Origin of the sequence: Peptostreptococcus stomatis DSM 17678 (assembly GCF_000147675.1) — a bacterium.
GTDB lineage: Bacteria > Bacillota > Clostridia > Peptostreptococcales > Peptostreptococcaceae > Peptostreptococcus > Peptostreptococcus stomatis.
This window is the reverse complement of the sequence record NZ_ADGQ01000060.1, coordinates 47,545-69,670: the sequence shown is the minus strand read 5'-3', so window position 1 is coordinate 69,670 and position 22,126 is coordinate 47,545. Positions and strand designations below refer to the sequence as shown.

12 protein-coding genes are annotated in these 22,126 nt (G+C 35.1%); 3 read left to right on the top strand and 9 right to left on the bottom strand.

Annotated features, from left to right (window positions below; genetic code table 11):
* Positions 1-76 precede the first annotated feature (76 nt).
* Genes HMPREF0634_RS10200 through HMPREF0634_RS06180 form a run of 5 tightly spaced genes read right to left on the bottom strand, consistent with a single transcriptional unit; the run spans position 77 to position 6,066 of the window.
* On the bottom strand, positions 77-310 hold the full coding sequence (locus HMPREF0634_RS10200) for an HVO_A0114 family putative DNA-binding protein (RefSeq protein ID WP_040565832.1): 234 nt from the start codon (positions 308-310) through the stop codon (positions 77-79).
* 12 nt (positions 311-322) lie between these two features.
* The gene (gene feoB, locus HMPREF0634_RS06195; protein WP_007790119.1) at positions 323-2,344 is read right to left on the bottom strand and encodes a ferrous iron transport protein B; all 2,022 of its coding nucleotides are present in this window, start codon (positions 2,342-2,344) and stop codon (positions 323-325) included.
* Positions 2,345-2,347: 3 nt separating this feature from the next.
* Positions 2,348-2,572, bottom strand: coding sequence for a FeoA family protein (locus tag HMPREF0634_RS06190; protein WP_007790023.1), 225 nt, complete (start codon positions 2,570-2,572; stop codon positions 2,348-2,350).
* A complete protein-coding gene (locus tag HMPREF0634_RS06185) occupies positions 2,559-4,307 on the bottom strand; it encodes an ABC transporter ATP-binding protein (RefSeq protein ID WP_040565831.1) in 1,749 nt (582 codons plus the stop codon). Before HMPREF0634_RS06185 ends, HMPREF0634_RS06190 begins: the two co-directional genes overlap by 14 nt.
* Positions 4,300-6,066 carry an ABC transporter ATP-binding protein gene (locus HMPREF0634_RS06180; protein ID WP_007790129.1) on the bottom strand — a complete coding sequence of 589 codons (1,767 nt, stop codon included), beginning with the start codon at positions 6,064-6,066 and terminating at the stop codon, positions 4,300-4,302. The genes HMPREF0634_RS06185 and HMPREF0634_RS06180 overlap by 8 nt, the downstream gene beginning before the upstream one ends.
* A 216-nt stretch (positions 6,067-6,282) precedes the next feature.
* On the opposite strand from HMPREF0634_RS06180, the gene HMPREF0634_RS06175 reads away from it, so the two are divergent.
* The 3 genes from HMPREF0634_RS06175 to HMPREF0634_RS06165 all read left to right on the top strand — a co-directional run bounded on the left by HMPREF0634_RS06175 (position 6,283) and on the right by HMPREF0634_RS06165 (position 9,137).
* Positions 6,283-7,254, top strand: coding sequence for a helix-turn-helix transcriptional regulator (locus HMPREF0634_RS06175; RefSeq protein ID WP_007789957.1), 972 nt, complete (start codon positions 6,283-6,285; stop codon positions 7,252-7,254).
* Between the two features lie 195 nt (positions 7,255-7,449).
* Positions 7,450-7,800, top strand: coding sequence for a plasmid mobilization protein (locus tag HMPREF0634_RS06170; RefSeq protein WP_005542215.1), 351 nt, complete (start codon positions 7,450-7,452; stop codon positions 7,798-7,800).
* A 5-nt stretch (positions 7,801-7,805) separates the two neighbouring features.
* The gene (locus HMPREF0634_RS06165; protein ID WP_007789965.1) at positions 7,806-9,137 is read left to right on the top strand and encodes a relaxase/mobilization nuclease domain-containing protein; all 1,332 of its coding nucleotides are present in this window, start codon (positions 7,806-7,808) and stop codon (positions 9,135-9,137) included.
* A 68-nt stretch (positions 9,138-9,205) separates the two neighbouring features.
* On the opposite strand, the gene HMPREF0634_RS06160 is transcribed toward HMPREF0634_RS06165, so the two are convergent.
* The 4 genes from HMPREF0634_RS06160 to HMPREF0634_RS06145 all read right to left on the bottom strand — a co-directional run bounded on the left by HMPREF0634_RS06160 (position 9,206) and on the right by HMPREF0634_RS06145 (position 22,047).
* The gene (locus HMPREF0634_RS06160; protein ID WP_003042425.1) at positions 9,206-9,865 is read right to left on the bottom strand and encodes a single-stranded DNA-binding protein; all 660 of its coding nucleotides are present in this window, start codon (positions 9,863-9,865) and stop codon (positions 9,206-9,208) included.
* Positions 9,866-9,905: 40 nt separating this feature from the next.
* Positions 9,906-18,635 carry a helicase-related protein gene (locus HMPREF0634_RS06155; RefSeq protein ID WP_007790034.1) on the bottom strand — a complete coding sequence of 2,910 codons (8,730 nt, stop codon included), beginning with the start codon at positions 18,633-18,635 and terminating at the stop codon, positions 9,906-9,908.
* Between the two features lie 82 nt (positions 18,636-18,717).
* Entirely contained in the window at positions 18,718-20,259 is a 1,542-nt protein-coding gene (locus HMPREF0634_RS06150; protein ID WP_007790143.1) for an AlbA family DNA-binding domain-containing protein, read from the bottom strand.
* 81 nt (positions 20,260-20,340) lie between these two features.
* Entirely contained in the window at positions 20,341-22,047 is a 1,707-nt protein-coding gene (locus HMPREF0634_RS06145) for a DNA topoisomerase 3 (RefSeq protein WP_007790064.1), read from the bottom strand.
* Positions 22,048-22,126 lie beyond the last annotated feature (79 nt).

The window sequence follows — 22,126 nt, the reverse complement described above, 5'->3', positions numbered from 1 at the left end:
ATTTTGTTTTGAGTTATTACTTCAAATAAATATATAGCCTTTTTCATAGCCTGTCCCTCCATTTGTTATCTTTATGTCATTCTTTTACAATCCAAATATCATCTTGGTTAACAATACAATTCGAACATTCAAAACACTGACTTTGGCATCTACTTGTTTCAGATCTTTTGGTTTTTACCAAATATCCATTATTTTCGAGATATTCAATTTTCATTTTTACACTTTCTAAATCCTCCCCTGTCAATTCAGCAAGTTCTTGCAAAGTGCAGTTCTTTTTCTTTTTCAATACTTCTAATAGTTGTATAAGCACCCTTATCACCCCTTAAAAAATAAGTCTTCCAATATGATATGCAACACAAGATATAATTAGAGCAGATAATATATAATACAATGCTATTTTTATCGTCCATTTTTTTGAATGGGTTTCTTGAGCGGTAGCTGCAAGAGCCATTAAACAAGGCATATTGAAAAAGAATGCAAAAGTAAATGCTAAGGCTTCAGGTTTTGAAATTGTTGTCAACATATTATTGCTTAAAATAGCTGTATCTATTGTTCCTTTTGCTTCAACCGCATGCCATATCCCGGAAGAAGTAAACAGAGATGCCATTACTCCTAATGCAGATTCCTTTCCCATTGCAGAAGCAACAAAAGCCATAAATAATTGCCATGGTAAACCAAATAATTTTGTTACAGGCTCTATAAATGTCCCCACCTTATAAATAAGACTGTTTGCTATATTCCCGTCAGGTGTATAGGCAAGAATCCAAAATACTACAGAAATGAGGATAATAATACTCAATGCTCTTTTCAGAACATTTCCCATCTTGTTTATCACAGAAGAAAATAAATTCTTCCAATGAGGTCTATGATACGGCGGAAGTTCCATAATCATTCCAAAATGCTGACTTCCCCCATAAAGTGATTTCCTGAAAATTCTATATGTGATTAGCAAATGTAGGAATGCTACTGCAAATAAACTAAGTATCACAAATATAGCCTGCTTTCCGAAAAATGTTCCTGTAACAAGACCGATTACGCCCCATGTTGACCCGCAAGGGACTACCCAAGATAATGCAATCGTCATAACCCTCTGTCCCCATGAATCAATTACTCTCGTTCCTGTGATTCCACCTATATTACAGCCGAAACTTAACAAGAACGGCATGATTGCTTTTCCTTGCAATCCTAATTTCGACATAGTGTTGTCAAAGACATAGGAAACTCTTGCCATATATCCTACATCTTCCAAAAATCCAAATACTAAGCTAATTCCCAATACATAACTTGCCATTTGCAATGCAAAAGTAATTGCAGTCATTACAGCTCCACACAAAAGTGAAATCAGCCAATTTGATACTCCAATGGCGACAAGCCCTTTTGCTAATAATGCTGATATTTTAGGTATCACAAACCCGAACAATCCCATTAGCGGAAAGCCGATAAGCATGGAAACAATCAAACCTAAAATGATAACTCCGATAGCCATAGGTTTTCCGAAAGCTTTACTTGTAGCTATACGATCAAATTTGCTTCTCTTAAATACTCTCTTTTTCTGAATAACATTTGCATTGATAAGTTTATCTATCCAATCGAATTTGCAATTACCGGTTATCAGATTCCCATTTTTGATGCCTCTTAATATATCCTCTATTTCTTTAAATTTGTATTCATCAACACTATCTTTTACCAATTCGATTACTTTCACATCTTGATCGAATAATTTCCCGACAATCCATGATTTTGAAAATACGCCTATCCCTTCATCAGGAATGTAATTTTTCAGCAATTTATATTTATCTCCGGCGACACTTTCATATGCTCTTTCAAAATTATTGTCTGCTAAAATCCTTCCGCTGTCTGAACGCTCCAGAAAAGCATAAAACTCTTTGTATTCCTTTTTATCTGCCGCAACGATAGGAATGACAGGTATATTCAAGGATTTTTGTAATCCCTTTATATTTATATTTTTCCCTTGACTTGTAGCAACATCCATCATGTTCATGATTAAGACAACCGGAATATTTATTCCAATGTAGTCAGAGAGCATAAATAGACTTCGATTTAATTGTGAAGCATCTGCCATAATAGCAATTAAGTCTGCGTTCCCGGTTTCTATATATTCTCTTGTTATAACTTCTTCCTCTGAATTTGCTGATAATCCGTAAGTTCCTGGTAAATCCACAATCGTATAATTGGTATCTTTATACGAAAATTCGCCTTCTTTTTTCTCAACGGTTTTACCCGGCCAATTCCCAACGTGTTGATTTGAGCCTGTCAATCCGTTAAATAAAGTGGATTTTCCGGAATTAGGCTGTCCAAGTAAAGCTATTGTTACTCTTTTCATATCTTAAAGTACCTCCATCATTATTTTCTCTGCCTCTATCTTATTGACAGCAATCATCGTATCTCTACAATAAATTAGAATCGGTTGCTTTTTATAATTTTGGATTACTTCAATATCACTTCCGACAGTTATCCCAATGGATATTATTCTGCTTTGGAAATGTGTATCACCGATAATTTCAGCAACTTTCCCCTTTGTCTTTTCTTTCAAAGTGCTAAGCCTTTCCATAACTATCCTCCTTTATCATCCATTTTTTTGCTCTTTCTTGTGTATTTACCATTTCATAGTAATGTCCCTTTTCGCCATAAAGTTTATTATGGTCGCCCTGTTCTTCAATTATCCCATCATTTATTAGAATAATTTGATCGGCATTTTTAATCGTATGGAGTCTATGAGCAATAACAAAAACAGTCTTTCCTTGCATTAAATGTTCTAAAGCCTTATTGATTTTAGCTTCATTATCTGGATCAAGAGAAGCGGTAGATTCATCTAACAGAAGAATCGGTGCATCCTTTAAAATCGCTCTTGCAATAGCAATTCTTTGTCGTTCGCCGCCTGATAGTGTACTTCCGCCATCCTTTATTTCCGTTTCGTATCCATCTTTCATTTTCAAAATAAATTCGTGGCAACAAGCTAATTTTGCTGCTTGATAGACTTCCTCTTTTGTTGCATTAGGTTTTCCAACTTTGATATTGTTATAGGCGGTATCAGTCAGTAGTACATTGTCTTGAAAAACCTGACTCACATATTTAAGTAACTCATCAGGTTTTATAGTTCTTATATTTTTACCTCCTATTAAAATTTCTCCGCTGTTCACATCCCAAAACCTTGCAATCAAATTGGCAATTGTGGTTTTTCCTCCACCGGAAGGACCGATTAAAGCTGTGCAAGTCCCCTCTTTTGCTTCAAAAGAAATATTCTTCAAAGTTGTTTTATTTCCATCATAAGAGAAGTTTACATTCTTAAATCGAATATCAAAGTTTTCCAATTCTGTTTCATTTTCAACATAAGAGAGCGGCTTTGTTTCATATGCTTTTTCAAGATTGCTTGCAGCTAATTTCAAATCTTTTAACAAACCATACGAATGTTCAAATGCAATTAAAAGTGCAGATAATGCTAAACTCATAAGCATAAAAGCTACAAATTGTTCAGGCTCTACTTGTCCGCCTATGAACAAATACCCACCAATCAAAAGAACGACAGGAAGTAGGAAATTAACTATGACAAAATACATACTTGTAGGCAACGCCATTTTCTTTTCCGCATCTACACTTGTCTTTCTAACATTTTCAAGTGTGTTTATCATTCTTTCAAAATGTTCACTTGTCATATTGGCTGACTTAAATGCCTTCATACCTTGAATGTACTCTAAAATAATAGAAATCATCTTAGAATTTAGTTTTCTTTTTCTTGCTCCATATTTTTCTATCATTTTGTTGCCCCATACCAACATAGGATATGCAATAAGCAATACTAAACACTCTAATAATGCAAGCTTCCAATCGATAAAAAATGTGCCTAATAAAATCAATACTGCTGTAACTGCCGTTTTAATAACCGAAGGCAAGGTGTGCGTTATGATCAGTTCAAAACTACTCAAATCCTTTGTAAGAGTTGATAATAGATAACCACTACTATTTTTTTGGAAATGACCAAGGCTCAAACTCCTATAATGATTTGCTAAATCCAAACGCATATCCCCACACATTTCAGCTCCTCTTGAAAAGCTTAAATAGTATGCGTGTCTATAAATGATTATTCTTACAATCATGCTTATAAAACATATTGCAGTGTATTCTATGATTAAACTTATAGTTAATGTGTTTTGCAATATATTAACAACGGTAAAATAGAGCATTAAATACAAAACAATACTTCCTATCGAATCCATAACAATTAGAAAAATCGGTAAATACAATTTTTCTTTTTTCTCTTTCAGAAGTGTTCTAATAATCTTAAGCATTTGCACTTACCTCCTCTCCAAAGTAATCTTTTGTGTATGTGTTCCACATACTTTCATAGACCCCTTTTCTTTCTAAAAGAGTTTTATGTGTTCCAACCTCTACGACTTCCCCTTCATCAAATACGACAATTTGATCTGCGTTCTTAATAGTATGCAAACGATGAGCAATCATAATGATTGTTTTATTTTTCAACAAGTTTTGAAGTGCTAACTGTATCTGATATTCATTTTCTATATCTGAATAGGAAGTTGCTTCATCAAAAATAATAATTGGAGAATCTTTGAGTATTGCCCTTGCGATTAAGATTCTTTGTTGCTGTCCACCTGACAATTTCACCCCTTGATCCCCGATTCTTGTCTGATATCCATTCGGTAAACTCATAATAAAGTCGTGAATTTGTGCTGCTTTCGCAGCCTCAATAATCTTATTTTTATCTGCATCTGTTCCCATACGAATATTCTCATAGAGAGTATCTTCCAAAAGAAATACATCTTGAAAAACAAATGATGTAATATCCATCAAATTATCTATTTTTAATTCATTGATAGGTATATCGTTGATTTTAATTGCTCCACTTGTTACATCCCAGTACCTACCAATCAACTGTGCAGCAGTTGTCTTACCTGCACCGGAAGCTCCCACAAAAGCATTTATTGTATTTGGTTTTAAGGACAAATTGATATGTTGTAATGCTTTATTTTTTGTTTCTTCATCGCCATAACTGAAAGTAACATCTTTAAAATCTATTTCCATACACTCATTCTTGTTTATGATTTTTGTTCCGTCTTTCAGTTCATCCATATCCATTATTTTTTTTATGTTATTCAGTCCGCTTCCAAGCTCCATAGATTGCATAAAGATTGTTACCATATTTAAGAACGAAACGAAAAAGCACATTGTAAGCATAATAAATAGCAAATAGGATGTTGCTGATAAAGAATTTCTCAAAAAGAAATATCCTCCGAATGGCAATGTAAATAAGATTGCTGAATCCAAAACTACTAAGGTTATTGATAAAGGATAGCAAGAACTCATACACATCTTTTTCCAACAAGCAATATACGCATTCAATGAATTCCTATATTGTTCAAATTTTTCTGCTGTTAACTGATACATTTTAATGACAGGCATAGCCTTTATAAATTCATTTGCTGAAGCATTTAAATCAGCAATATCTTCGGATAGCTCCGTTGACATGTCAGGATAATTTTTCATCAGCATCATCGGAACTCCCAATCCTAAAATCATAGGGATTAACATAACAAGTGCCATCATCCAATTTAATTTCAACAGGAAAATAAACATAATAACCGGAACAACTGCTACCTGTGCTAATTCCAAAGTGCTATGAGCTAAAAAATTTTCAACTCTATCCACATCATCAAACAACAATGTTTTAATTTCTCCGGGGTCATGCTCTTGAAAGAATCCCAAATTAAATTTTGAAATATGATTTACAACTTTCAGCTTAATTCTGTGTATTGTGTTAAAAGCTGCTGTATGAGATAAAATGCCCGCAAATGACATTAGTATTGCTTGCAAAACGGCACTTGTAATTCCTATACCTGCCCACATTAAAATTTCTGTATACGAAATATTTTTCTGGAATATCATTAGTAATATCTTATAAACTACAAAATAAGGAACTAATGATAAAGCCGCAGAAATGACAGATAAAAACATTCCTAAATGTAGCTTTTTTCTCTCATCTTTTGCTAATTGGAATACATAAGATATCCCTGTCTTCTTTTTTTCCATTAGTTATTCCATCTCCTTTCCTAATAGTTAGCTGTATCTAACTATTCACATTCATTATAAGGCTAATTTTCTATAACTCAAAATCAAACTAGGAATTTCATTATTGCTTATAATCCCTTTATTTATAAGCTTTTTATCGGTATTTTTATTTACATTTTTATAAATACGTGATAAAATTAAATAAATTCTTGACATTGAGAAAGGTGGGCAAAATTGATGGAAAGAACCGTTATTGATTATTTAACAAACTTAGTGCATGACGCTCCTTTTATTCCTGTTCCAACTTTATCAACTGAAAACAAACAAATCTTTCAAATAGATCCCAATTTTGGCAAAGGTACTTTCCGCATACTAAAGTTTGACAGCAGTTTAATTCTTATTTTAATTGCTGACTTTACTCCAAATGAAACAATGGAGAAAATAACCGAAGTATCTGAAAAGTATTTAGAGATTAGCCAATTTGAAACAGAAAGCAGTTCATTTAAAGTCGGTGGCAGAAAGTTAAATAATGTAGAAAAAGGTATATATTGTTACTTAAATACGGAAAAGAAAACTTATACCTATTGCGAAGCAAATAAGCCTGTAAAATTCACGAAAATAATCCTAACTAAAGAATACTTTGATACTTTCTTAAAGTTAAAATATGATGATTTTGAATATGAAAAAACAAAAATCCTTAATTCTTATTTGTTAAAAACTCAAAATTCTCCTCAATTGAATTTTATATTTCAACAGATAAGGGAATCCCAAGCCGAAGGAAAAATTTTGCCTTTATATTTGGAAAGCAAAGTTATGGAACTATTATCTATCATAATTACAAGGTTAGAAGAAAAAGAAAAAAATATATCCGTTGTCTTAACTAAAAAAGATAAGCAAAATCTGAAAAGAGTTGTATCAGCTATGAAAAAAGATTTATCTGTTCATATTGACGGACTTGAACTCTCTAAAATTGCTTTAATGAGTCCTGCACGATTTCAATTAGCTTTTCGCAAATACTACGGTGTTCCTCCCTACGAGTACTTAAAAGAATTAAGGCTTAATAAAGCACTATTATTGCTGAAAAATCCCGAGCATAAAATATCTGCGATAGCAAAAAAAGTTGGCTATACACACACAGGACATTTTGCTAAAATATTCAAATCAACTTATGGTATCACACCAAGTAAATATAGAAGTACAATTACTTAAACTAATATTAGAATTCAATATGTGCTTAACGCTTGCTACCATAATCAGTCTTTTGTAGCAAGCACAGTAAGTGTACGGACACTTACGAAAAAATTGATGAAGCAGCCCTTTGGGATCTGCTTCTTTTTTTATCAATTTTTAACTTGTTAGGGTGTACCCTAAGACCCCGAAACACATTCAAAGGAGGATTTACCTATGGCAAATAGAATACGAAATGAACGACTTGAAATTAAATTGACAGAAGAAGAAAAGGCTCTTTTTGAGGAGAAAAGAAAACTTGCGAAGTGTAAAAATATGAGCCACTTCATACGCAAGTGCGTTTTAGAAAAGGAAATATATCAAGTGGATTTAGAGCCATTTAGAGATTTACAGGGTTTACTTTCCAATGCTACAAGCAACATCAATCAAATTGCAAAGCGTGTAAATTCTACCGGCATAATCTATAAGGACGATATAAATGATATGAAAAAGCAGATAGAATATTTCTCAAAGGAGTTGTGGCAAATACATTCTCTGCTTCTTAACAGAACTTCAGGAGGTGATTAAATCTTATGGCTATCACAAAAATACATCCTATAAAATCAACCCTTAATCTTGCCATTTCATATATTGTTAATGAAGAAAAAACAGATGAGCAAATCTTGGTAAGCACTCATAAATGTCATCAAGAAACTGCTCATACTCAGTTTTTAAGGACACGAAATGATTCAGGAACAAACGGAACTGTTCTTGCCAGACACCTCATTCAATCCTTTTTACCCGGAGAAACAAGCCCTGAATTGGCTCACCAGATTGGTATGGAGCTGTGTAAAAAGATACTCAAAGATGAGTACGAATTTGTCTTATCTACTCACGTAGATAAGGGGCATATCCACAATCACATCATCTTCAATAATGTAAATATGGTAACAGGGAGGTGCTACCAGTCTAACAAGAAAAGCTATCACCAAATCCGTTATCAGAGTGATAAACTCTGCAAAGAAAATAGCCTATCTGTCATTGACGAGTTTTACGAAAGCTATAAGAAAGAATATAAGATTAACGGTAAATCTTGGTATGAAAACGAACAGGCAAAGCATGGCACTTCTTGGAAAAGTAAACTTCAATTTGACATTGATAGAATAATAAAACAGTCAAAGGACTGGGACGAATTTTTAAAGAAGATGGCTGATCTTGGCTATGAAATCAAATACGGTAAGCACATTGCTTTTAAGCCAAAAGATAAGGCGAGATTTACAAGGACTAAAACAATCGGAGAAGATTATACCGAGGAAAGATTAAAAGAACGAATTGCAGAAAGAGAGTTTATCAAGACTCCCGACGTCAAAAAACGCATCGGCAATGTTATTGACATGAACACCAATGCAAAGGTAAAGGAAAGCAAAGGCTACGAATATTGGGCAACCAAACATAACCTTCATACAATGGCTGAGTCTGTTATTTATATCAGAGAACATGGCATTAAATCCGTTAAACAGCTTGACGAGTATATTCAAAAAGCAGCCGATGAAAGGCAAAATATACAAGAGAAAATCAAGGCTATTGATAAGGAAATGCAGAAGCTTTCCACCACTATGGAGCAAGTTCATACCGTTAAAAAATACAGAGCGTGCTACAAGGAATATACTGCTAATCCGTCTGACAAGGTATTTTTTGAAGAGTACAAAGCTCAGATTACCCTATATGAAAATGCTCTCTCAGAGCTTAAAAGATCTTATTCCAAGCTTCCAAATTCAAAGGATATTTTAGCTGAGCTTGATAAATTACAAGAAAAAAAGAATAGCCTTATGCAAGAGTATTCTTCCTCAAAATCCACTATGGACGAGCTTTATAAGATACGAAAAAATTACGGAATTTATATGGGTAAGGAGATGGAGAGATAATCTTTATCTCCTTTTTTCGCAAATAAAAAAAGAGTCGGTGCAGTCCCAAGACCACACCGACCATAAGTTTATCTCTCAGCTTCTTTTGATGTTTCTTTCTTTTCTTTAGGCTTTTCCTTATCTTCAGCCTGATATTTTTTGATAGCTCCAAGCACAGACTCTTTCTTTTCATCTCGACCTTTCATCTGTTCTTTTGCCTTTAAGAGCTTTGAAGAAAGTATCCTGATGTTAGTATGTTCCTTGCCGTTATCGTCAACGGAAGTTCTGATCTGTCCAAAGAGTTTTACAAAATCTCCCTGCTTAAAGTCTTTTGGAATATCACCCTTTTCTCCGTATGCGGAGCAATTATGATATACCTTATTGCCCTCATCATCTTTAGATGCCACAGAGAAGTTTACTACTTGAAAGGCTTCGCCGTTCTTATTTTCTCTTTCAACTACATCGATCTTTCCTACAATATTTCCAACGATATTGACAAGATTATCTTTCTCCTCTTGAACATAAGGAAGATCTTTAATCTGCCCCTGTTCTCTTAAATCTTCAATCATGTAATCAAATTCCTCATGCAGTAAATTAACGGTGTCATTGTCCATATAAGCCTCATAGAGCTTATCCAAAGCACTTTCATCGTTGATACCTTTTTCCATGCTGATAACCGCCTTAACAAAGTCCTTGTGATTATCACTTACCATATCTTCTATCTGATTTCTCATTGTTTTGTAATCCATGTTTTATCTCCTTTCATGGTAAAAGGGAGGTTTCCCTCCCTTATCGTACATATTCCTGTTCTTTTGCAGTTTGTTTTTCTTCTGTTTTACTTTCTTCCTGATAGGCTCTTATCTGTCCTAAGATAGATGGTTTATCACCCGTTTTCTGTGTGGCTTCCTCTTTGGTATGCAAATTATCTTCAACATCATAGGTTGACTCAAAATAATCGCTGTCCTTAAAGTCATTGTCATATCTGTCAGCAATTCCATCATTATCAAGGTCTTTAGAAAGTGGATCATAGAAGTTACCTTCATCATCAATTTCAAGTCCCATTGCTTGCTTTAATTCTTCTTCATCTACCGAAACAAAGGTATTAAACTCTCCATTTTCCATTTCAAATTTTATGACATCAAGAGCCTTTTCAACACTTCCATTTTCCTTTACATAATCATAATGACTTACTACAACATCATTTACATATTGAGTTGCTGTATAATTCTCAAGGTCTAACTCAAACTGTATGCCATGTCTTTCATCCGGTGTATCAGTATAAGCAATTCCTATGTGCTTTAAATCAGGATATAGAGCGTCAAACTCATCATAACTATGGTTTTCCTCATACTCTCTGTTGCAGAAGTCAATGATGGCTCGTTTTACATCTTCTACAAGTGGATTATCATTTCTCCTTTCTTCCACTTCTCCCATATCAAGGAGCTTATTCAGTTCTGCAAGCCTTAACACCTTAGTTTTCAGCTCATCTGCCTTCTCAAAAGGTTTCTTTAATTCTTCTTTGGCATTTTCCAGTTGTTCCTTTGTGCTGATAAGTTTTTCTTCAAGCCTATTTAATTTCTCAGGCATTTTCTCAAGAGCATTATCCAGTCTTGTGATATTACCATCTGCACTTGTTCCAAGCTCTCCTGAATGCTTTGCAGCACCATTTAAGCTAAAGTTATGTGAATTGGTAAAGAAGTTATAGCTTACTTCCAAGTCCATATTTCTATACTTTCCTATAATCTTACTTTCATTGATTTTTACGGTCTTGATAGCTTCGAGTAGCTTTTCTCCTGCGACCTTTTTATCAAATATCTTCTCTCCCTTTATGGTTATCGAAGTAAATTTATTTTCGTCCTCTCCTTGCGGATCAACTTCTGATATGTCTTTCTTTACAGCCTCAATCAGCTTTTCCGTCCTTGCTATTTCTTCCGGATAGTTTTTCGCTACCTTATCCTCTAACCTATAACGATTGGACTTGAAGTTTGCTTCCAGCATTTTAAGTTTTGTAACTTCATTATCCAAGTCCATCTTTTCCTTAATCTTTGGGTCACCTGTTGCAAGTGCTTTTATTTCAGCATAATTTAAACTGCTTTCGTCCACATCTTCCGCTACTCTGACAGGTGTTTTACTTGTCATAATCTGAGATATGAACTTCTGCTTATTCTCTATGGTCTGCCAGAGATAGGCATCAAAGGTATTCTCTGTAACATAACGATAGATATTCACTTCTTTATTTTCATTTCCCTGTCTTACAATTCTACCTGCACGCTGCTCAAGGTCGGCAGGACGCCAAGGAACATCGAGGTCGTGAAGAGCGATGAGCTTATTTTGCACATTTGTGCCGGCTCCCATCTTCTGAGTAGAACCGAGTAATATCCTCACATCTCCTTTTCTTACCTTTGCAAAGAGTTCATCTTTTTGTTTGTCTGAATTAGCTTCATGGATAAAGGCAATTTCTTCTTTCGGTATCCCCATTGCTACAAGTTTTTCTCTAATATCATCATATATATTAAACTCTCCATCGCCTTTTGGAGTTGACATATCGGAAAATAGAAGCTGTGTTGACCTATCTTCTTTTGTCTTATCCCAAATGGCAAACACATTTTTTACGCATACATTGACCTTACTATCAGGATTATCAGGTAGCAGAGGATTGATTAAACGCTGATCTAAAGCAAGTTTCTTTCCGTCATTAGTAATCTTCAGCATATTATCCTCATCAGGCTCAACAACTCTATTTCTGACATCATCAGCTCTTTCAGATAGGCTCTTTAGGATTTCTTTTTGTTCCTCACTTGGCAATGTTTTAATAACCTCATAGTGTGCTTCCGGTGTTGGAAGATTCAGCATATCCGCTGTTTGAATATCCGCTACTTCCTTGAACATACTCATTAGCTCAGGCAGGTTATAAAACTTTGAAAATCTTGTCTTAACTCTGTACCCTGTTCCCTCCGGAGATAATTCAAAGGCAGACTGTGTTTCACCAAAGGTAGATGCCCAGCTATCAAAATGCTCTAAATTATTCTTTTTAAGACTTTCATACTGAAGATAACGCTGCATGGTATAAAGCTCTGTCATAGAGTTACTTACAGGCGTTCCTGTGGCAAATACAATACCTTTTCCACCCGTCATTTCATCCATATATCTACACTTCATAAACATATCGGAGGACTTAAAGGCTTCACTTTGACCGATACCTGCTACATTTCTCATTTTTGTGTAGAGATAGAGATTTTTGTAATTGTGTGCTTCGTCGATAAATAGCTTATCAACGCCTAATTCCTCAAAGGTAATAACATCGTCTTTCTTAAAATCGTCGTTTAACTTTTCAAGCCTTGTTTCCAGTTTTTTCTTTGTTTTTTCAAGCTGTTTTACTGTAAAGTTTTGATTTCTATCATGCTTATATTCCTCAACATAATTTATGATTTCATCAATCTGATCCTGAATATGCTTTTCCTGATAGTCCTTACTCATCGGAATTTTTTCAAATTGCGTATGCCCGATTACAACCGCATCGTACTCTCCTGTTGCAATTCTTCCTATGAACCTTTTTCTGTTTTTCGGCTCAAAGTCTTTTTTATCTGCCACCATAATATTTGCTGACGGATAGAGCTGCATAAACTCTCTGCCTATTTGTCCTGTTAGATGGTTCGGCACAACAAATAAAGACTTGGAACACATCCCAAGTCTTTTAGATTCCATTGCGGAAGCTACCATTTCAAAAGTCTTTCCACTACCTACCACATGAGCAAGTAGCGCATTTCCACCATACAAACTTCTTGCAATGGCATTTCTCTGATGAGGTCTTAAATCTATTTTAGTATTCATTCCCTCAAAAGATAGTTTACTTCCATCATACTCACGATTTCTGATAGAGTTAAAACGCTCATTATACAGTTTTACAAGTCTGTTTCTTCTTTCCTGATCATTAAATATCCAGTTCTTAAATTCTTCTTTTAGAAGCTCCTGCTTTTGTCCTGCAAGGAGAGTTTCCTTTTTATTTAGCACAGAAGTTTTCGAGCCGTCAGGATTTACAATCTGGTCAAAGACCTTTGTTTCTTTAAGGTTTAAGGCATCCTCAATCAGCTTATAGGCACTTACCCTTGATGTACCATAAGTCATTTCAGCAAGGTCATTTCCTCTGTCTTTGCTTTTTCCCTCAATATTCCATTCGCTTGTAAGATTTGAAAATTTAACCTTAATATCCCATCTTGCCCAGCCCGGCGTTTTCAGTGTTTCAAAGATAAACTTTTCAATATCTTTTATCGGTATCCAAGTAGCACCAAGCCTTACATTGATTTCACTTGCTTCAAGCTCCTTTGGTAAAACTTTTGTAAGCTCTGCCTTTTGGTATTCCAATCGGTTCATCTCATAGCTTATCAGTTCTTTTTCTTTGCCATCTTCCGCATAGCCAAGATGAGGTAGCTCTCTTTCCGTTTGTCTAAGTTTTGATAGATAACTGTCTAATATGGCAATCCTATCCCTTATATTTCCTGATAGGTACTCATCTTTTGTTACATATCCATATTTATATGAATTGCTGCCATTTGCACAGGCAAAAGGTAAATCTCCATCTTCGAGGTTAAAGGAAAGCGGTCTATAAAAGTTCTGTTCTTCTCTGATATTTAAGTAGATTTCTCCTCTAAGTTCTTCTATCAAAGTAGGTCTGTCTTTTCCTGTAAGACTTCCCATATAGTCAAAGTCCACATAACCTTTTTCAGACATAGATAACACAAGAGCTTCAAGAGAAGTATCTACATGGTCGATTGTCTTTGCTTTTGTTATTGTTCTTTTTGAAAAAATATCTCCCTTTGCCTTAAAGTTTTCTTCTTCATCAAGAATTTCTATTGAGGAAACAAGCGGGAAGTTACTATCTTCTTTTAAGGCTCTGGTATTAGAAAGGTTATTGACATATCCATGCTTTTTAGAAAAGCTGTCATAGACTTCATTTAGCTTTTCCTGAGCTTTCCTTACTTCATCATCGGAAAAATCTTCCTTTTGCTTGTAGATTACATCTTTTAGAGCATCATTTAACTCAAGATAATCCTTAATCTTTTCCTTATTTTTCTCCGTTACTTCCTTCTTTACGAAAAGTGAGTTTTCTCTGTAATATACTTCATCATCAATAATGGTATAGGAGAAATTCTTGACATCATCTGTTGCAGGTATTGTGCTAATTTCATCGTCAAGTAGCTCTATTTCTTCATACTTTGCATCTTTAGAGATTTCTTCACTTGCTTTTGTAAGTAATTCCTTTAAGTTAGCATTTTCTTTTGGAAGGCAAGCTATCATATTTCCAAATCTTCCGAGCACTTCCTCCATACTTCCAAGCACCATCTCAGGATGATCCACAAAGTATTTATTGTAGGTAAGTCCGTTTTTATCTTCAGATAGATGTATCCAGTCCTCATCCCTTTCTCTAATACTATCTCTTTTCTTTAGGAAAATAATGTCCGATGTTACTTCCGTTCCGGCAACACCCTTAAAGATATCATTTGGAAGTCTGATAGCTCCTAAAAACTCTGTTCTTGCTGCAAGGTAGCGTCTGACACTTTCGTCCTTTTTATCCATTGTTCCGCTTGATGTAATAAAGGCGATAACACCACCATTTCTTACTTTATCAATGGATTTCGCAAAGAAGTAGTCATGAATCAAGAAGTTATTTTTGTTATACTCCCTGTCATTTACCTTATATTCTCCAAAGGGGACATTACCGATAACTGCATCAAAGAAGTTATTGGAAAAGGTAGTTTCTTCAAATCCCTTAATTTGCACTTCACTTTCAGGATATAAGAGTTTTCCAATTCGACCGCTTACTGAGTCAAGCTCTACACCGTAAAACTTCAACTTACTCATTTCATCGGGAAGATTTCCTATAAAGTTTCCAACTCCCATACTTGGCTCTAAGATATTTCCGCTCTTAAATCCCATACCTGCAAGTGTCTTATATACGCTGTCAATAACTGTTTTAGGTGTATAAAAGGCTGTTAAGGTAGATTCTCTTGCAGCTTCATATTCAGATGGTGATAGATTTTCCTTTAAGAAACTTCTTGCAGCTTCCCATTGTCCCTCTTTACTTTCATCAAACACATCAGCAAGTCCGCCCCAGCCTACATACCTTGCTAAAACTTCCTGCGCTGTACTGTCAAGCTCTCTTTGTCCGCTCTCCACTCTGTTAAGCATGGAAATTGCTTCAATGTTTTGATTTAATCTTTCGCTTGGAGATAACTTTTCAGGTAGCGTTTCTTCTGTAATTTTGAAGTTATGTGCTTCCGTTTTCTTTATTTCTACTTCCTCAATAGTTTTTTCAAGTTTCGTATAGTTTAGATTTTCAAATAGCCTATCAAGGTCGCTTTCAAAACGATAAGGAATTACATCGGAGCCTGTTATCATACCACCAAGATATTCGGTATTGTCCTTGACTGTTATTGTCTTTAGGTTATTTCCCATATCATCAAAGCGTGTGATGGTATAGTTTTTATCCTTATATTTAACTTCATCTCCAACAATAAAGTTAGGTCTTTCAAGACTTACCTGCTTTAATAAGTCCTCATTATCTTCAAAGGCTACAATGGGGATTTGATGATTTCCACTTCTTGCCGGATCAATCCATAAATCATATCTTCCTGTGATTTGGTTTTTAGAAATCTCCCTTAAAGTGTATTCTTCATGGTTGAAATATACGGTATCGCCTGTTTTAACTGCAAATTCATCTGCAAGGCTTTCCTCTTTTTCATTAAGCTCTACTTCTTCTCTTTCTTTGAGGTAATCAAATAGTGTTCCCTGAACAGGTGTTGCAGCTATTCTTTCTTCTACTTCTTCAGGTACTTCAAGCTCTGTTTCTTCTTCAAAACTAAGTTCTCCGTTAAAGACTGACTGAAGCTCCTGCTCATCCATCTGCTTAACAAGTTCCGTATCTTTAAGTTCTCTAAAGGTCTTTGGAAAATCTTCTAAAATAAGCCTCTGGGCATTTAATTCTTTCAACTCTTCAATACTGAAATATCCCCATTCAGGTTCAATCCCAAGTACAAGTCCAAAGGCATCTCCACTTTCTCTATCGTATTCTGTCATATACCAAGTCCAATTACTTCTAAACGGAATGATATATGCAGCATGAACCTCTTTATCTGCTAAAGCGACATCTTCCTGTGCATAAAGCTCAGGCACTCTTTCAAGCATTTCATCAGTCATTAAGTTTTCAGGATCATCTTTAGAATAATATTGTGGTTCTTTTGCTTCTTCTATCTCTGAATTACCTTCTATTTTTTCCTCAAGATAAAGATTTTTAGAAAGCAGCTCATCAATATGCTTTGCCACACTTGACCAAGTAAGAAAAACATCACTGCAATCTTTCTTCTGTAATTTAAGTCCCTTAGCATCGTGCCATTCATCACTTCCCATTGCCCCTGAAACCGCATGAGAGCTTCCACCTATGCCATACTCATCTTTTAAGAAGTTCGCTTTTTCCTGAAGCGTATGATTTTCTTCAAAAAACTTGGTGATTCGTTCTTTTCCTCTATCAACGACGCTTCCTCTTGAAAGGCTTTCAAGGACTTCATCTTCTGTAATAAATGGCTTTACTTTAGGAAGTTCTGTCAGATTGGTACTATATTCCTTTCGTGTCAGCTCAAGTTCCTGTAATCTCTGATAAGGGCTATCTACCTTGTGATAATGAAATCTTAGTACACCTCTGTTTTCTTTGTAGCCTGCTAAGAACCTACTGTATTCTTTAATTGTGTCCTTTAGGTATTCAGGATTTTTTAATGCCTCAGATAATCTTTTTGTTTCTTCCGAAAAGCCTCCTCCGCTTATTTTTAAGATTTCAAAATATCCCTGTCCTTGACCTTCTTCGCTTAAATCATGCGTTAGATACCATAAGGATTCTGAAATTCTATCTCTTTCATAGTCCTGTGCCTCTAAAAGCTCTACATTTGTAGCAAACTCACCATTATCAAGAAGCTCATTTATCCTCTTTGCAGCATCACTCCAACTTAAAATTTGTGTATCATCTTCTCTTGCCGATGTACCGTAAGCTAAATGAATGCCTTTATCCGAATACCAGGAAGATACTTCTCTTTCATCAATGTAAAATCCGTTTCCGCCTCTAAATGTATCTTTGAGGTATTCTCCCAATTCTCCATTACTTTTTCCTTTAGAAAACTCTGCAATAACAGGAAGTCTACTTCCATCGTGATTTCCTCCGTTAATAAGGACAGCATCTATATCCTTCTGAGTTAATGGAATGGTAAGTCTCATCTGTCCGTAAGTATTTTCGGGTAAAGAAAAAGAAGCCTTATCAGCTTCTCTTATCTCTACCTCAGTATTATCTTTTAAATTTCCACTACTTCCTTGATCGTCATTTCCTTTAGAGCTGAAATCATCGCCCCATACTGCGGATCGTTCTCGTCCTCTATCTTCCAAGCTGCCATCAGTTTCGGCTTCTCCGCTCTCATAAAGTCTATCGCTTGTTTTTGAATATCCATCAGGTGTCCTGTCAGCTTCTTCTCCTTGTATAGATCCACTAACATCTCGAAATGGCTCTGCTCCTCGCTCTCTGAAAGATAAGTGAGTCTCATCACTGCGTAAATCGGATTCGGGAATTCTTTCATGAAATCCGGCTGTTCCTCCAAGCTGTTTAGTGTATTCTCCCTGATTTTCTCTATTATCTCGTCCGTACTCTCCATTTCGGAGAACTCGCTCGTTTTCATTTCTTTCCTGATCATCTCGTCGAAGTACATTTTCTTCTACCTCCTCTAATTCTTCTTTAATTTTATTATATCCCGCTTCTTTTCCTATTAAAACTTCTTTTTGAAGCTCAAACTCTTTGCTTTTTTGAATGGTTCCATCAATAATCTTTCCACTAATATCCGATACGGTTTCACCAAGACTCATAAGAGATATGCTATCAAGCCTTTGAAAATTCTCTCTTAAAAGTTCGTTATCTATCGGATAATCTGCCTTAAATCTTGAAGCAACTGCATAGCTTATAGAGTCCCTCACAAACTTTGCAAAAGATATTCTATTCTCATTGGCTATTCTAAGCTCGTTCATAAGACTGTCTATCTTTTCATCTCCGTAAAGCCTGCTTAAAGAAAAGATATTTTCTAAGGTGCTTTCACTTTCCTCATAGCCCTCATTTTTTATCATTTCCTTTAGAACATCCTTATGAACTTCTTTGTCAAACTTCCAAAGATTTACTTCATTGACATCTCTGTTTCTTGAAACTGTCTGACCTATATCAAAGATATAGGTCACCTTCTTGTATGTGCCGTAGTCCTCTAAAATTGGGATACCCTTTTGTCCTCTCATAACGGTACGGTTAAAGCGTTCCCTCCAATAGTCGAACTTGGCACAGGCTGTCGCCTCAGGATTTCTATCATAGATACTAAGCTGACTTCTAAAGTCATATCTCTGATTGCTTCCGACAACCTTTAGTAGCTTCAGATATTCTGCTTCACTTTGAAGCACATCTTGTTTTACAAGCTCCAAAATGTTATGAAAATCATTTATTCGCATTTTTACCTCCTTCTTTTTTCCAAACAAAAAAGGTGGTTAGATTTTACTCTAATCACCTTTTGATTCTATGACCTTGTTTATTCTATTTCATTACTACCCATTTACCTGATTTGGTAGAGCCTTCTCTTTTAATCTTACCATCTGCTCTTAATTTTTTTATGTGATAACGAACTCCATCAAAAGAAACATTTAAATGTTCCGCAATTTGTTTTGCTGTAATATTTGGCTCCATCATCATCAATTCAATAATTCTATTCGGTACGGATTTCTCAATTTTTATTTCTTGGGTAGTTTCTTGGGTAGTTTCTTGGGTAGCACTACCATTAAACTCCTTTAAAAACTCTGCATTTATACCCATAACTGCGTTAGTATAGTTATCTTCTTCATTGTCCGGATAAAACTTAAGCTCAGGAGAACCATTTTCTAATAGTGCATCTTTTGCACGCCTTATTCCTGATCCGTAAGACTCTATCAAGTTTAATGAAAAGAACATATCTTTAAGTTCTTTATTAAGATACTGCCTTCTGTCAAAACTTCTATCCCTATTAAGAGCTTCGATAGTTACAGGAGGAAGTGGTCTGTTATGGTTTACAAAAGAAATTCTATCCTTGTAAATATAGATTCCTACATATTCAGGCGTATCATATTCTTTATGCAAAATAGCGTTAGTAGCAAGTTCCTCAAATGCCGTAAGAGGATAGTTATAGATAATCTTATGCTCAATTTTATCAGCTTCCCTTATGGTGTATGAAGCCATAATATTATCTTCAAAATACTTGCTGACTTGTTTTGCCTGTATCCAAACCGGCCCATCAAATCTTTTTGATTCCATTTTATCCGTTCCGTCAATTTCTCTTATGATTTCAACATGGGCATTTGGAATAAATTTATTTGGTGTTTCCGCAAACATCAGCACAGCAAAATTTTTAGCTCTATAACCGCCATACTCACTTTCACTGACAAGTCCCATACTCTTTGCCATATCCAACTTAGACATTTCTCTAATATCTTTCTTTGCTCCCGTCTGAAGCAGATATTCTTTCATATATTCATAGCTTAAATCATCTATGGTAGCTGTATCATTGAGATTGGAACTAAAAGAAAAGTTTGCAAATTTCTTTAAAAGTTCAAATTCTTCGGTTGGATTTGGAAGTCTTGAATCTCTGCCGACTCTGATATATCTTCCTGCCTTTAGCTTAATATCTTTATCCCTTTCCGCCCTTTCACTTGTTTGAAACGGTCCATTACTACCACTCTCTACCGCAACTACGATATAATATTCATCATCAATTTTGTCCGTAATAATATGGTAATTTATGTTAGGATGGATATTAGAAAGAAGAGATTTTAATTCATTTTCAATACCTTCAACTTTAGACTCTTTTATCCCCTCTATCGGTCTTTTCGGAATTGCCTTTTCTCCCGTTTCTTTATTATCAACTTCTTCAATTCCAACAAACAACAAGCCTATCTCATTGTTCATATAGTTATTGGCAAAGGCACAAGCAGTTTTTAGAATTTTATCTTTAAAATTTGCCGACTTTTTATATTCGATAAAACTGCTCTCTATATTTTGATTTTCAAGAATGTTATGAGCCATTCTCTTTATATATAAAAGCTGCATAATACCTCCTTTTCAAAAAAAATATTTCAATATATTATAGCACTTTTAGGGTATTTTTTCCACTCTGATATTAGTTACCTCTTACTTTGTATATGTAAAAACCGCCTCTTTTATATCATTTTCAATCGCTTCTAAAAATTCTTCCTTTGAAGATTTTCCCTGAGCAATATCCGATAATTCCATTTCCCATTTTGCTGTCGTTTCTGCCGACTTAAAGTTATCAGCTACAATCGTTACAAGGCTAATTCCTTTATGCGTGGCTACAAGATTTTTCTTATCCCTTTCTACAAAGCCTTTATAAATTAAGTTCTCTATAATCCCTGCCCTTGTTGCAGGTGTTCCAAGTCCCTTTCTTTCCACTTCTACACCATTTTCTAAAGCATCATTTCCTGCAATCTCCATAGCCTTTAAAAGCGTATCTTCAGTAAAGTGTTTCAGCGGTTGGGTAAATTTTTCTTTTATCTCTTTATTTTCAACGCTCAAAACATCACCAACACTTACATCAGGCAATACAGCATCTTCACTCTTTTTTGATTTGTATTCTTTAAGGTATTTGCTAAAGCCTTCATCCTTAATTACCTTACCTGAACTTGTAAATTCAAAACCATCAAATGAAGCTACAATCTTCGTTGTGCTTTCAACTAATGGATAACCCACACTTGCGTGAAATTTATCAGATATAAGCCTATATACCTTTGCTTCACTCTCAGGAATACCCGATAAATCTTCACTCAGTGAACTTACTGTCGGAATAATAGCATGATGGTCTGTAACCTTTTTAGAGTTAAATACCGTCTTTATACGCTCTGTATCAAAATCATTTTTCCCTAAGATGTTATTGATCGTACTTACAATCATATCCTCTGTTAAACACCTGCTGTCTGTTCTTGGATAGGTAATAATTTTCTTTTCGTAAAGACTTTGAGCATAGTCAAGTGTCTGCTTGGCACTATATCCGAAATACTTATTGCATTCCCTTTGAAGTGTTGTCAGGTCAAAAGGTAAATCAGGCTTTGTAATTTTTTCTTTTTGAATAATATCGGTTATTTCAATCTTATCGCCTACTAAATTTAAGAGCTGTTCAGCAGCAACTTCATCATCAATTCTATCCGTTGATAGTGTAAAACCATTTGTAGCAAGCTCCACTGCATAATATTTTTCTTTCTTAAAGTTTGCTATCTCATCATCTCTTTTTACAATCATGGCAAGGGTAGGTGTCTGCACTCTGCCAACACTGTAATTTTGCTGATACAGGCAAGAGTAGAGCCTACTAATATTCATTCCGACTAACCAATCCGCAATCGCTCTTGCCTGTGCCGATTCAAAGAGATTATCATAGTCTTTTCCGTCTGTTAGGTTATCAAAACCCTCTTTAATGGCACTATCTTTCATTGAAGAAATCCAAAGGCGTTTCATCTTCTTTTTACAATTCACTTGATTATATACAAGTCTAAAAATACTTTCTCCCTCACGCCCTGCATCGCAGGCATTGATAACCATATCAATCTCTTTATCATTCATCAGCTTTTTAAGGATATTAAACTGTTTCCTCGTGGATTTTGCTATCTCATACTTATAGTTCTTTGGAACAATCGGTAAATCTGTAATATTCCATTTAGCATATTTTTCATCATAAACGTCCGGATTTGCCATTTGAATTAGGTGTCCAACGCACCAGCTCACCCTATATCCGTTTCCTTCATAATATCCGTCTTTCTTTTTATTTGCTCCAATAACCTTTGCAATGGAGATTGCAACACTCGGCTTTTCTGCAATAACTAACTTCATCTGTGTTTTCCTCCTGTTATAAATCAAAATAGAGCGAAAGATATTACTCTCCCGCCCTAACTTTGCACCCAAAATAATA